Below are 14,069 nucleotides of genomic sequence, written 5' to 3'. Positions count from 1 at the left end.
GCCCAAGGGCACGGTGATTGCCGAGCGGCGCGACGAACACCGCCGCGCCGCCATGGCCCATGCCCGTGCCGGGCTTGCCCCCGTGGATGCGGCCGTCCTGGAACGCGAGGGGCTGTCCGCCGCGCAGGTCCATGAGCGGCGGGCCGCCGAGCTCAGCAACGCCGTGGCGCACGAGAGCAGCCGCAGCATCTGGGCCATTGTCCGGGCCAATGTGTTCACGCTGTTCAACACTGTGCTGGGCAGCTGCCTGGCCGTGGTGCTCCTTGTGGGCGACCCCCGCGACGCCCTGTTCGGCTTCATTGTGCTGGCCAACGCGGCCATTGGTGTGGTGCAGGAATACCGGGCCAAGCGCACCCTGGACAGGCTCGCCGTGCTGCACGCGCCGCGTGCCAGGGTGCGCCGGGGCGGGCAGGAACTGGACATTGCCGTGGGCGAGGTGGTCCAGGACGAGCTCCTGTTGCTGCGCACCGGCGACCAGGTCCCGGCCGACGCCATTGTGGTGGACGCCCAGGCCCTGGAGATCGACGAGTCGCTGCTGACGGGGGAGTCGGACCCCGTGCCGAAGGCCGCAGGGGCAACTGCACTGTCCGGCTCGGCCGTCGTGGCCGGCTACGGCACTGCCCGCGTGCACCGCGTGGGAGCCGAGTCCTATGCCTCGGCAATCACGGCCGAGGCCCGGCGCTTCTCCCTGGTCAACTCCGAGATCCGCAACTCCATCAACCGCATCATCCTTTACATTGCCTGGGCGCTGATCCCCATCATCCTGCTCGTGGTGAACGGCCAGATGAGCGCCCACGGCGGCTGGGCCGCTGCCATCTCCTCCGGCGAATGGCGGATCGCCGTGGTCAGCGCAGTGGCCAGCATCGTGGCCATGATCCCCGAGGGCCTGGTGCTGCTGACAAGCATTTCCTTCGGCATGGCCGCGGTGACCCTGGCACGCAAGCAGGTCCTGGTCCAGGAACTGCCCGCCGTGGAGGGCCTGGCCCGCGTCGACATGGTGTGCCTGGACAAGACCGGAACCCTGACCGAGGGTCGCATGGAACTGGCCAGCACCGCCGTGCTGGCCTCGGTGCCCGGCTGGGAGCAGGTCCTGGCCTGGATGGGGGCCCACCCCAACGCCAATGCCACCGCCGCCGCGCTGGCCGGGGCCCATGCGCAGCTGCCGGACCGCGAACCCGTGGCGGAGCTGGCCTTCAGCAGCGCCCGCAAGTACAGCGCCGTGACGTTCGCAGGGGCAGCGGACGGGGACGGCCCCGCGGCCGGCGACTGGGTGCTGGGCGCCCCCGAGATGGTCCTGGCGGGCGCCGGGGCGGATGAGGCACTTGCCGCAGCCGACGCCGCCTCCGCGCACGGCCTGCGGGCCCTCGTGCTCGCGCACCGCGGCGAACAGGCCCCGGCCGGGGAAACGCCGTCGAACCTTGAAGCAACACTCGATGGGCTCAAGCCCGTGGCCCTGCTGACGTTCCACGAAAAAGTGCGTCCCGACGCGGGGGAGACCCTGGCCTACTTCCGGGAGCAGGGCGTGTCGCTGAAGATCATCTCCGGCGACAACCCGCGCACCGTTGCCGCCGTGGCACGCGAGGTGGGCTTCGAGTTTGACGGCGACGGCTATGACGCCCGCGAGCTGCCGGAGGAGCTGGAGGCGATGGCCGCGGTGCTGGCGCGTGAAAGCGTGCTGGGGCGCGTGAGCCCGGAGCAGAAGAAGGCGATCGTGCTGGCGCTGCAAAGCCGCGGGCACGTGGTGGCCATGACGGGCGACGGCGTCAATGACGCCCTGGCGCTCAAGCATGCCGACATTGGCATCGCCATGGGCAGCGGCGCGGCGGCCACCAAGGCCGTCTCCCGGCTGGTGCTGCTCGACGGGCAATTCTCGCATTTGCCGTCCGTGGTGGCCGAGGGGCGGCGTGTGATTGCCAATGTGGAGCGCGTGGCCAACTTGTTCCTGACCAAGACCACCTACGCCATCCTGATCTCCATTGCCATCGGCATTCTAATGTGGCGGTACCCGTTCCTGCCGCGCCAGCTGTCCATTGTCAGCTCCATGACGATCGGCATTCCCGCGTTCTTCCTGGCCCTGCTGCCCAACGCGCGGCGCTACCAGCCGGGCTTCCTGCGCAGGACGCTCATGTTCGCCATCCCCTCCGGGACCATCGTGGCTGCCTGCATCATGGCCGTGTACAGCTTCGCCAGGGCCTTCCCGAACCCCTCGGTCACGGCCGAGGAAGTGGTGGCGCAGGCCCAGACGGCCACCACCATGACGGTGCTGCTCGTGGCGCTGTGGGTGCTCGGCGCACTGGCCCGGCCCTTCGACAAGTGGCGGGCCTTGCTGGTGGCGGCCATGGTGCTTGGACTGGTGCTCGTCATGGCGGTGCCGTTTGCCCGCAGATTCTTTGCCTTGGACATTCCCAGCGGGGGCTTGTTAGCGGCTACGATTGCCGTGACAGCTGCAGGATGTTTGGCGATCGAGCTGCTCTACCGTTTCCTGAAGAAACGCGGGGCGGTGTCCGAGCGCGAGTAAGGCGTGCCTAACTGGCATTGAGCCCCCGTCGTGACAAAGATAAAAGCAGTGGCGAGAGGAGTCCATCGATGACTAATGTGGACAGTTTTGGTTCCAAGGGCGTACTGAATGTTGCCGGAACCGACTATGAGATTTTCCGACTGAACTCTGTTGAAGGCGCAAAGAGCCTTCCGTTCAGCCTCAAGGTATTGCTGGAGAACCTGCTTCGCACCGAAGACGGTGCGAACATCACCGCCGACCACGTGCGTGCGTTGGCAGGTTGGGACCCGAGTGCGGAGCCCGACACCGAAATCCAGTTCACCCCGGCCCGTGTCATCATGCAGGACTTCACAGGAGTCCCCTGCATCGTTGACCTGGCCACCATGCGTGAAGCCGTCAAGGACCTGGGCGGTGACCCGAGCAGGGTCAACCCGCTGGCACCTGCCGAAATGGTCATTGACCACTCCGTGCAGATCGACGTCTTCGGCAACTCCGGCGCCGTTGAGCGCAACATGGAGATCGAGTACCAGCGCAACGGTGAGCGCTACCAGTTCCTGCGCTGGGGCCAGACGGCCTTTGAAGACTTCAAGGTTGTTCCCCCGGGCATGGGCATCGTGCACCAGGTCAACATTGAGTACCTGGCCCGCACCGTCATGACCCGCGAGGTCGACGGCGTTCTGCGCGCCTACCCGGACACGCTGGTCGGCACCGACTCGCACACCACCATGGTCAACGGCCTGGGTGTCCTGGGCTGGGGCGTTGGCGGCATCGAGGCCGAGGCAGCAATGCTGGGCCAGCCCGTCTCCATGCTGATTCCGCGCGTCGTGGGCTTCAAGCTGACCGGGTCCATCCCGGCCGGCGCCACGGCAACCGACGTGGTCCTGACCATCACCGAACAGCTGCGCAAGCACGGTGTTGTGGGCAAGTTCGTGGAATTCTACGGCGAAGGCGTTGCAGCCGTGCCGCTGGCAAACCGCGCCACCATTGGCAACATGAGCCCGGAGTTCGGCTCCACGGCTGCCATGTTCCCGATCGACTCCGTCACCGTTGACTACCTGCGCCTGACCGGCCGCAGCGAAGAGCAGCTGGCTCTCGTTGAGGCCTACGCCAAGGAGCAGGGCCTGTGGCACGACCCCTCGGTTGAGATCAAGTTCTCCGAGTACCTTGAGCTGGACCTGTCCACAGTGGTTCCCTCGATCTCCGGCCCGAAGCGTCCCCAGGACCGCATCGAGCTGACGAACTCGAAGGCACAGTTCCGCTCGGACCTGAACAACTACGTTGCAGCCGATGCAAATGCTGACGGCAACACGGTTGATGAGTCCCTGGAAGAGTCCTTCCCGGCCTCGGACGCCCCGTCCTTCACGCACGCCGACAACCACGCCAGCGACACCGAGCGCGTAGTGGTTTCCGCTGCCGCCGGCGCCAATGGCCGCCAGTCTGCACCGATCCACGTGAAGAACGAGTCCGGCGTTGAATTCGAGCTCGATCACGGCGCTGTCACCATCGCCTCGATCACCTCGTGCACCAACACCTCCAACCCGTCGGTCATGCTTGCAGCAGCAGTGCTGGCACGCAACGCCGTCAACAAGGGCCTGCTGTCCAAGCCCTGGGTCAAGACCTCGGTTGCTCCGGGCTCCAAGGTAGTCACCGACTACTACGAGAAGTCCGGCCTGGTTCCCTTCCTGGAGAAGCTCGGCTTCTACACGGTTGGTTACGGCTGCGCCACCTGCATCGGCAACTCCGGTCCCTTGGACACCGAGGTTTCGGCGGCCATCGCAGAAAACGACCTGTCAGTGACAGCCGTTCTCTCCGGCAACCGCAACTTCGAAGGCCGCATCAACCCGGACGTGAAGATGAACTACCTGGCCTCCCCGCCGCTGGTCATCGCCTACGCACTGGCCGGTTCCATGGACTTCGACTTCGACAACGATGCCCTCGGCCAGGACGCCGACGGCAACGACGTCTTCCTCGCTGACATCTGGCCGAACCCGGTCGAGGTCCAGGAAGTCATGGACGCCTCGATTGACCGCGAAATGTTCACGAACTCCTACGCCACCATCTTTGACGGTGACGACCGCTGGAAGTCGCTGGAAACCCCCGAAGGCAACACCTTCGAATGGGATCCCAAGTCCACGTACGTCCGCAAGCCCCCGTACTTCGAGGGCATGAAGGCCGAAGCCGATCCCGTCTCCGACATTGCCGGTGCACGCGTTCTGCTGAAGCTGGGCGATTCGGTCACCACCGACCACATCAGCCCCGCAGGTTCCTTCAAGTCGGAGACCCCTGCCGGCCAGTACCTGCTGGCCAACGGTGTGGAGCGCAAGGACTTCAACTCCTACGGTTCACGCCGTGGAAACCACGAGGTCATGATTCGCGGCACGTTCGCGAACATCCGCATCCGCAACCAGATCCTGGACAACGTCGAAGGTGGCTTCACCCGCGACTTCACCCAGGAAGGCGGCCCGCAGGCCTACATCTACGACGCTTCCGTCAACTACCAGGCAGCCGGCACCCCGCTGGTGGTCTTGGCAGGCAAGGAGTACGGTTCCGGCTCCTCGCGTGACTGGGCAGCCAAGGGCACCGCGCTGCTGGGCGTCAAGGCAGTCGTCGCCGAGAGCTACGAGCGCATCCACCGCTCCAACCTCATCGGCATGGGCGTCCTGCCCCTGCAGTACCCGGCCGGTGCGAACGCTGCATCGCTGGGCCTGACCGGCACCGAGACGTTCTCCGTCGAGGGCGTCACCGAGCTGAACAACGGCACCACGCCGAAGACGCTCAAGGTCACCGCAGTTGCAGAAGACGGCACCACCGTGAGCTTCGATGCCGTTCTGCGCATCGACACTCCCGGTGAAGCCGACTACTACCGCAATGGCGGCATCCTGCAGTACGTGCTGCGCCAGATCTCCGCAGCGAGCTAATCCCCACCCGCCGGCCCGGAAATCGCTGACGCGATTTTCGGGAACCTGGCGGGCGTGGGCCCAGCCGCAGGCACCTGAGTGTGCTTTGCGACACCGATCCCGCTTTGTGAGCCCGGAATCCCGGGCTCACAAAGCGGGATCGGTGTCATTTAAGCACCAAACCGGCGGTGCACCGCGCGCGTGCGTGCACCCGACACGATATGGTTAGACGTTGACTGCGGACCCAGGGAGGCACCAATGGGATTTCTAGAAACCATCACGCAACCGCGTGACCTGAGCAAGCTCAGCGACACCCAAATGGAGGAGCTGGCCCAGGAAATCCGCGACTTCCTGATCAGCAATGTTTCCCAGACGGGCGGGCACCTGGGCCCCAACCTCGGAGTCGTTGAACTCACGCTGGCCATCCACCGGGTGTTTGACTCCCCGCGCGACAGCATCGTCTTTGACACCGGGCACCAGTCCTACGTCCACAAGCTCGTCACCGGCCGCCAGGACTTCTCCACACTTCGCCAGCAGGGGGGCCTGTCCGGCTACCCGGACCGCGGCGAATCCGAGCACGACATCGTGGAAAGCTCCCACGCGTCCTCCTCACTTTCCTGGGCCGACGGGATCGCCCGCGCCAACCAGATCAACGGCCGCAATGACCGCTACGTGGTGGCCGTCATTGGCGACGGCGCCCTGACCGGCGGCATGACCTGGGAGGCCATCAACAACATTGCTGCCGACAAGGAACGCAAGGTGGTCATTGTTGTCAACGACAACGGCCGTTCCTACGCTCCCACGGTTGGCGGCGTGGCCGACTACCTCGCCTCGCTGCGCCCGGCCATCGACCAAGTGCGCACGCACAAGAAGTACGAGGCCTCCATGTCCTGGGGCAAGAAGCGCCTGCAGGAAGGCAACGCCGCCGGCCGCTTCGTCTACAAGAGCCTGCACGCCGCCAAGAAGGGCGTCAAGGACTGGTGGGCCCCGCAGGGCCTGTTCGACGACCTCGGCATGAAGTACGTGGGCCCCGTGGACGGACATGACGAAAAGGCCATGGAAACGGCCCTGCAGCTTGCCAAGAACTACGGCGGCCCCGTCATTGTGCACGCCTTCACCGAGAAGGGCCGCGGCTACGCGCCGGCACGCGCCGACGAGGACGACCAGTTCCACGCCGTCGGTGTCATCGACCCCGAAACCGGCGCCTCCGTGGAGGGGCCCGCAGGCAAGTCCTGGACAGGTGTCTTTGGCGATGAGATCACGAAGATCGGCCACGAACGCCAGGACATCGTGGCCATCACCGGAGCCATGCTGATCCCCGTGGGGCTGTCCAAGTTCGCCGAACAGTTCCCCGACCGCGTCATTGACGTGGGCATTGCCGAGCAGCACGCCGTCACCATGGCCGCCGGCCTGGCCTTCGGCGGGCTGCACCCCGTGGTGGCCATCTACGCCACGTTCCTGAACCGCGCCTTCGACCAGCTGCTCATGGACGTGGCCCTGCACAAGGCCGGCGTGACAATTGTCCTGGACCGTGCCGGTGTTACGGGTCCCGACGGTGCCAGCCACCACGGCATGTGGGACATGTCCATGCTGCAGATCATCCCCGGCCTGCACCTGGCCGCACCCCGCGACGCCGAGCGGCTGCGCGAGGAACTCCGCGAGGCCGTCGCCATCTCCGACGCCCCCAGTGTGGTCCGCTATTCCAAGGGCAAGGTGGGGCCGGAGGTTGCGGCCATTGAGCGCCTGCCCGACGGCGTCGACGTCCTGGCCCGCACGCAGCACGATTCCGCCGTGCCTGGCGTGGAAGCCGAGAATGACGTATTGATCGTCAGCGTCGGCGCCATGAGTGAGCTCTCGCTCGATGTGGCCCGCCGCATCGGCGCCCAGGGCATCACCTCCACCGTTGTGGACCCCCGCTGGGTGCTGCCCGTGCCGCGCTCCATCGTGTCACTGGCCTCCCGCCACCGCATCGTCATTGTGGTGGAGGACGGCGTCCGCGCCGGAGGCGTGGGCTCGCGTATCCGCCAGGAGCTGCGCGCGGCAGGCATCGACACCGCCCTGAACGAGGTGGGCCTGCCGGTCGAGTTCCTGGTCCACGGCAGCCGCGCCGAGGTCCTGGAACGCGTGGGCCTGACGGCACAGCGGGTGGCGCAGGACGTCGTCGAACAGGTCCTGGGCACCAAGGTCCCCTTTGCCCGCCCCCTGCCCGGCCAGCCCGCCCCCCGCACGGGCCAGATGCCGATCCTGTGACGGACTTCCCCAGCGGCCAGCCCACCGCCCCTGACGCGCCCGTTCCCGGCGACCTCGTGGTGGCCCGGAACCGCAAGTACGACGGCGGGGCGCACTGGGTGGTGCCCGGCCGCCACCTCGGCTCTGACGAGCACGGCCACTGGATCTTCCAGGGCACGGGCGAGTTCATCTCCCGCCCCGGCGCCGCCCTCTACACGGAGTCGGACGCCATCTTGCTCGTTCCGCACACGGGCGACTGGGTTGCCACGTTCTACGACGACGCCCACCCCGGCGGCGTGGAGCTCTACATTGACCTGGCCATCAAGCACGGCTGGCGGCGCATCCGGCCCAAGGTGGTCGAGTTCCACATGATCGACATGGACCTGGACGTTGTCCGCACCAAGTCCCGCGGGCTGTTTGTGGACGACGAAGACGAGTTCGCCGAGCACCGTGCCGCCTTCGGCTACCCTGACGGGCTGTGCGAGCGGCTCGAGGCCGCCACCGCGCAGCTGACAGACCTCGTGGCCGCTGGCCACGCACCATTCGACGGCCGCGAAGCGGCCTGGTTCACCCTAGGAAGGACCCTGCAACCAGCATGAGCGAGCAGAGCAGCACCGAAACGATCAACGAGACCGTCCTGGCCGGCCTGGACCCCAACATCGTGCGCATGTACAAGAAGGACGACGAGGGTGTCCTTGTCTTCCGTGAAGCCTGGGTCGACGCCGGGGGAGCAGGGGACCCGGACACCGACGAGGAAAACACGGACGCCGAGGCCTCCGAGGTCTACTTTGTGGTCAACCACGGCACCGTTGGCCACCTGAGCACGTCCAAGGACGTCGTGGTGGAAACCGTCGAGGAGGCCGAGGCCATGCTGGCGGCCTTCGCCGAGCAGTGCGCCGAGGACGGCTACGCAGCCCTGAAGCGGGAGGACCAATTCCTCGTCGTGGCCCAGTTCGCCCTCAAGAGCGGCCGCGTGAGCGACCGCGACAAGCACCTGGCCCAGCGCGTCAAGGACGCCCTGACCCCGCACCTGGCCTGGCGCGGCAGCGGCGTGCTGGAAAAGTTCGAGTTCAAGGCCGCACCCCACGGCCTGGGCAAGCTCAACGTGTACATCGTGGCACCGGACGCCGCCCGCGCCGTGGCCAACATCAAGGTCTGCATCCGCGAGGAGAAGCTCGACTTCACCAAGCTGACAGTGGCCACCGGCGCCATTGACGAGCCGGAGTCGCTGCGCGCCAAGCACAGCCCGACTGGCACCACCGTCTTCGCGCTGTAGCCCGCACCTTGTGCGCCTGACCGCACCTTTCTGCCTTGCCCGCGGCATCCTGACCGCGTTCAAGGCAGAAAGGTGCGGTCTTGTGCGTTGGCGGGGCGAACGCCCGGGATTGGATATTGTTGAACCATGACGCAGAACACCATTGAATACCGCCAGGTTGGCCACTCCGGACTGACAGTTTCCACCGTGGGGCTCGGGTGCAACAACCTGGGCCGCCCGGGATCGGTGACGGAAACGCAGGAGGGCGCGGACGCCGTCGTGCATGCCGCGCTGGAGGAGGGCATCACGCTCTTCGACGTTGCCGACATCTACGGATCCCACCCGGGCTTGAGCGAGACCATGCTGGCCAAGTCCCTGGGTTCAGAGCGGGAGAAAGTTGTTGTGGCCACGAAGTTCGGCCTCGACGCGCAGGGCGCCAACGGGCCCGACTGGGGTCGTCGCGGCTCGCGCAAGTACATCATGCAGTCGGTGGAGGCCTCGCTGCGCCGCCTCGGCACGGACTACATCGACCTGTACTACCTGCACACCCCGGACCCGCAGACCCCGATTGCCGAGACGCTTGACGCCCTGGACGACCTGGTCAAGCAGGGCAAGGTGCTGTACCTGGGCAACTCCAACATGGCCGGCTGGCAGATCGCCGAGGCCGAGTTCACGGCCCGCATGTCCGGCGGAAACCGCTTCGTGGCAAGCCAGAACCACTACAACCTGATGGACCGCCGGGCGGAGCTGGAGGTCACCCCGGCCGCCGAGGCATTCGGCCTGGGCGTCATGCCGTACTTTCCGCTGGCCAACGGCATGCTGACAGGCAAGTACAGCGCCGGCAAGGCGCCGGAAGGCAGCCGCCTGAGCTACGTGCGCCAGCACATGGTGGAGGGTGCCGACCTGGAGCAGCTGAAGGCCTATGGCGACTTTGCCGCAGCACGCGGCCTCACCGAGGTGCAGGTGGCGTTCAGCTGGCTCGCGGCCCAGAAGTCCGTGGCCAGTGTCATTGCAGGCGCCACACGGCCCGAGCAGGTGCGGGAAAACGCCCGCGCTGCCTCATGGAAGCCCACGGGGGAAGACCTCGTTGAGCTGGATGCGATCTTCCCGAAGGTCCCGCGCACGGCCCTGTTCTAGACGGAGTTTCTAGACGGAGACGGTGATCCATTCGCCGTCGATCGCCGCTGCATAGCGGGGCAGGGCAGCCTTGGCGGGGCCTGAGACCACGGTCCCGTCACTGCCCTTGAAGATGGAGCTGTGGCAGGGGCACTTGAAGTCTTCGCCGTTGGGGGCCACCTTGCAGCCGGCATGCGTGCAGATGTCGGTGTAGGCCAGGATGGTTGTCTCGTCGGGCCGGAACAGCATGACCTCAACGTTGCCGGCCGTGGCTGCGGCCGTGGTGCCCACGGGAAGTTCAGACAACTTGCCCACCTGGTGCGGCGTGCCGCCTGTGGGGATCTCTGCCGGTGTCTTGCCCTTGCTGCGGATGTCGGCGGCGGACGGGGCGCAGCCCATCAGGGCCAGCGCGCACGCGGCGCCCGTGGCTGCCGTGGTGGCTTTCAGGGTTGAACGGCGGGTCAGGGAAGGCTCGGAAGTCATGCCCCATTGTTTCAGGCCACGACACCTGAAAGCGAAACGGGCGGGCCCGCACCTGCGAATCAAGGTGCGGGCCCGCCCGTTGGCATACGCGGGAGCTAGGCGGCGGGGTGGAACGGCTTCCCGTTGACCCGCTGCGAGGCACCAACCCGGTCCAGGTACGGAGTGATGCCGCCCAGGTGCATGGGCCAGCCGGCGCCCAGGATCATGCACAGGTCGATGTCCTCGGGGCCCGCCACCACGCCCTCCTCAAGCATGAGCCCGATTTCCTCGGCCAGGGCGTCCTGCGTGCGGCGCAGCAGCTCCTCCCCGGTGGACGGGCTGCTACCGAAGGTGAGCAGCGCCAGGGTGCTGGCCGGGATGGACACTGAACCGTCCTCCGCGGTCTCCCACAGCCCCTTGACGCCAGCGTTGATCAGCGCCTGCTGGTTGGCCGAGACGTGGAAACGCTCCCCGAACGCGGCATGCAGCGACTCCGTGACGTGCTGGGCCACGGGGATTCCCACCATGGCCAGCAGGTTGAACGGGGTCATGGGCAGGCCCATGGGGCGCAGTGCAGTGTCGGCAACATGCGCGTCGGTGCCCTCGTCAAAGGCCTTGGAGACCTCCGCCATGAGGCGCAGCAGCACACGGTTGACCACAAACGCGGCAGCGTCCTTGACCAGCACCGCCGTCTTGCGCAGCGCCTTGGCCGTGGCGAATGCGGTGGCCAGCACGGCGTCGTCGGTCTTGGGCGCGCGCACAATCTCCAGCAGCGGCATGACTGCCACGGGGTTGAAGAAATGGAACCCCACAAGCCGCTCGGGGTGCCGCAGGTCCGCCGCCATGGCCGTCACCGACAGGGAGGAGGTGTTGGTGGCCAAAATGCACTCGGGGGAGACGATTGCCTCCACCTCGGCAAACACGGCCTTCTTGACGTTGAGTTCCTCAAACACGGCCTCGATCACGAAGTCGGCGTCCGCAAACGCCTCCTTGGACACGGAGCCGGTCACGAGCGCCTTGGTGCGGTTCGCCGCGTCCTGGCTGATCCGGCCCTTGGCCAGCAGCTTGTCCACCTCGCCGTGCACGTAGCCAACGCCCCTGTCCACGCGCTCGGCGTCGATGTCGGTCATGACCACGGGCACCTTGAGCTGGCGGGCAAACAGCAGTGCAAACTGCCCTGCCATGAGGCCGGCACCCACCACTCCCACCTTCGTGACGGGGCGGGCCAGCTTCGGGTCGGGTGCGCCGGCCGGCTTCTTGGCCCGCTTCTGCACCAGGTCAAGGAACGCGTACACGGTGTCCTTGAACTGCGGCGTCTGCATGAGCTCCGCCAGCGCCTCATCCTCGGCTGCGAAGGATTCTGCCTTGCTAAAGTGCTTGCCCTTTTCCAGCAGCTCGATCACCTTGGCCGGGGCGGGCGCCGCGTTGGAGGTCTTGGCCTCGACAAACGCCTTGGCACGCACGACGGCGGCATCCCAGGCTGCGCTGTTCTCCTCGCTGAGCGGTTCGGAGACGGCGTTGGGGCGGCTGGGCACCTCTACGCCGGCCAGCACGCGGGCGGCCCAGCCCAGTGACTGCTCCAGGAAATCGGCGGGCTCAAACAGGGCGTCGGCGATGCCCAGCTTGTAGGCTGCCGGGCCGCTGAGGGTCCGGTTGTTGGACAGTGCGTTTTCAATCATGACCTGCACGGCGTTGGCCGGGCCGATCAGGCGGGGGAGCAGGTACACGCCGCCCCAGCCGGGGACCAGGCCCAGGAACGCCTCGGGCAATGCAAGGGCACCCGCGCCGGTGGAGACGGTGCGGTAATTGGCGTTCAGGGCAATCTCGAGGCCGCCACCCAGTGCCAGGCCATTGATGAACACGAAGCTGGGCACGCCGAGGTTGTTCAGGGTGGAGTAGACGTCGTGTCCCAACTGGGCCATCCACAGCCCGGCCTCCCTGTCCTTGAGCCCCTTGACGGCGGACAGGTCCGCCCCGGCGACCAGGAAGAACGGCTTGCCGGTGACGCCCACACCCTGGATCTCGCCACGGGCGGCCCGGTCGTGCTGTGCCTCCAACACTGTGCCCAGCTCCACGAGCGTGTTGGGGCCCAGTGTGCTGGGGCGGCGGTGGTCCAGGCCGTTGTCCAGGGTGATGAGGGCAAAGGTGCCGGCGCTGGGAGCCCCGTCCACGCCGGGCAGGGGGATGTCCTGCACGTAGGAGTGGGTCACCACTTCGTCGGGGAAGAGGGCTGCGAGCTTGTTGAAGTCCTGGGCGCTCATGCTGCGCTCCCTTCGGTTGTTGCAGTGGTTGTAGTGGTTGCAGGGACGAAGTGGGGGTTTTCCCAGATGACTGTGCCGCCCATGCCCAGGCCGATGCACATGGTGGTGATGCCGTACTGCACGGAGTGGTCTTCCTCGAACTGGCGGGCCAGCTGGGTCATGAGCCGGACTCCGGAGGAGGCCAGGGGGTGGCCCACGGCGATGGCACCGCCGTAGCGGTTGACGCGGGGGTCATTGTCCGCGATGCCGAAGTGGTCAAGGAAGGACAGGACCTGCACGGCGAATGCCTCGTTGATTTCAAACAGGCCGATGTCCTCGATGCCCAGCCCGGCCAGGCGCAGGGCCTTCTCGGTGGCCGGGACGGGGCCAATACCCATGACCTCGGGGGCCACGCCGGCGAAGGCGTAACTGACCAGGCGCATCTTGACGGGCAGGCCCAGCTCGGCGGCGGCCTCGGCGGAGGCCAGCAGTGCGGCCGTGGCGCCGTCGTTCAGGCCCGCCGCGTTGCCGGCGCTGACCCGGCCGTGGGCACGGAACGGGGTGCGGAGGCTGGCAAGGTCCTCAACAGTGGTGCCGGGGCGCGGGGGCTCGTCCACCGTGTTGACGGTCCAGCCGGTGCCGGGCTTCAGGGTGGCCACGGGCACCAGGTCGGGCTGGATCTGCTCCGCAGCGTAGGCGGCGGCGAGCTTGTCTTGGCTGGCCACGGCGTAGGCGTCGGTGCGTTCCTTGGTGATGGCCGGGAAGCGGTCGTGCAGGTTTTCAGCCGTGTTGCCCATGTTCAGGGCCGCGGGGTCCACGATCCGCTCCGACATGAAGCGCGGGTTCGGGTCGGCCCCAACGCCCATGGGGTGGTGCCCCATGTGCTCAACACCGCCGGCAATGACCACGTCGTAGGCGCCAACGCCAATGCCCGACGCCGTGGTGGTCACGGCTGTCATGGCCCCGGCACACATGCGGTCGATGGCGAAACCCGGCACCGACTGTGGCAGCCCGGCGAGCAGGGCAGCCGTGCGGCCAATGGTCAGGCCCTGGTCGCCGGTCTGCGTGGTCGCCGCGATCGACACCTCGTCCACGCGATCGGCGGGAAGCTGCGGGTTGCGGCGCATGAGCTCGCGGATGCACTTGACCACCAGGTCGTCGGCGCGGGTGGAGGCATAGATGCCCTTTTCACCCGCCCGTCCGAAGGGGGTGCGGACGCCGTCCACAAAGACCACGTCCCTGATCTGCCGGTTTTGGCTCACGTCTTGCTCCTTGATCGCAATCAACGGGTGCCGTCTGGCGCTCGGAGGCGGACGGCTGTGTCGAACCTCATGTTACTCGTGAGTAACTTGTGGGCCAAATCGCAGACGTGA

General features: G+C 66.8%; 9 protein-coding genes. 6 read left to right on the top strand and 3 right to left on the bottom strand.

Translation table 11 applies throughout. The features are described 5' to 3' along the window. The first annotated feature begins 52 nt into the window (after positions 1–52). The 6 genes from PCK14_RS01985 to PCK14_RS01960 all read left to right on the top strand — a co-directional run bounded on the left by PCK14_RS01985 (position 53) and on the right by PCK14_RS01960 (position 10,015). Complete coding sequence (locus PCK14_RS01985; RefSeq protein ID WP_269936976.1) at positions 53–2,518, top strand: HAD-IC family P-type ATPase; 2,466 nt, start codon at positions 53–55, stop codon at positions 2,516–2,518. 68 nt (positions 2,519–2,586) lie between these two features. Then, complete coding sequence (locus PCK14_RS01980) at positions 2,587–5,415, top strand: aconitate hydratase (RefSeq protein ID WP_269936773.1); 2,829 nt, start codon at positions 2,587–2,589, stop codon at positions 5,413–5,415. A gap of 237 nt (positions 5,416–5,652) precedes the next feature. Then, positions 5,653–7,644, top strand: coding sequence for a 1-deoxy-D-xylulose-5-phosphate synthase (gene dxs / locus PCK14_RS01975; RefSeq protein ID WP_269936772.1), 1,992 nt, complete (start codon positions 5,653–5,655; stop codon positions 7,642–7,644). After that, the gene (locus PCK14_RS01970; RefSeq protein ID WP_269936771.1) at positions 7,641–8,222 is read left to right on the top strand and encodes a DUF402 domain-containing protein; all 582 of its coding nucleotides are present in this window, start codon (positions 7,641–7,643) and stop codon (positions 8,220–8,222) included. The genes dxs and PCK14_RS01970 overlap by 4 nt, the downstream gene beginning before the upstream one ends. Further along, positions 8,219–8,899: a hypothetical protein gene (locus PCK14_RS01965; RefSeq protein ID WP_269936770.1), complete on the top strand. Its 681-nt coding sequence runs from the start codon at positions 8,219–8,221 to the stop codon at positions 8,897–8,899. The genes PCK14_RS01970 and PCK14_RS01965 overlap by 4 nt, the downstream gene beginning before the upstream one ends. 126 nt (positions 8,900–9,025) lie before the next feature. After that, positions 9,026–10,015 (top strand): aldo/keto reductase, encoded by a 990-nt coding sequence (locus PCK14_RS01960; RefSeq protein ID WP_269936769.1) that lies wholly within the window; start codon positions 9,026–9,028, stop codon positions 10,013–10,015. Between the two features lie 9 nt (positions 10,016–10,024). Here PCK14_RS01960 and PCK14_RS01955 read toward each other — a convergent pair whose 3' ends face one another. From PCK14_RS01955 to PCK14_RS01945, 3 genes are all read right to left on the bottom strand, one after another. Further along, positions 10,025–10,477, bottom strand: a complete 453-nt coding sequence (locus PCK14_RS01955) for a Rieske (2Fe-2S) protein (protein WP_269936768.1) — start codon at positions 10,475–10,477, stop codon at positions 10,025–10,027. 95 nt (positions 10,478–10,572) lie between these two features. Then, complete coding sequence (locus tag PCK14_RS01950; protein WP_269936767.1) at positions 10,573–12,717, bottom strand: 3-hydroxyacyl-CoA dehydrogenase NAD-binding domain-containing protein; 2,145 nt, start codon at positions 12,715–12,717, stop codon at positions 10,573–10,575. After that, positions 12,714–13,958 carry a thiolase family protein gene (locus PCK14_RS01945; RefSeq protein WP_269936766.1) on the bottom strand — a complete coding sequence of 415 codons (1,245 nt, stop codon included), beginning with the start codon at positions 13,956–13,958 and terminating at the stop codon, positions 12,714–12,716. The genes PCK14_RS01950 and PCK14_RS01945 overlap by 4 nt, the downstream gene beginning before the upstream one ends. Positions 13,959–14,069: the final 111 nt, after the last annotated feature.

The organism is Arthrobacter sp. HY1533 (assembly GCF_027568515.1).
Taxonomy (GTDB): Bacteria; Actinomycetota; Actinomycetes; order Actinomycetales; family Micrococcaceae; genus Specibacter.
The sequence above is the reverse complement of the archived record's forward strand: the minus strand, read 5'-3'. Positions and strand labels throughout refer to the sequence as shown.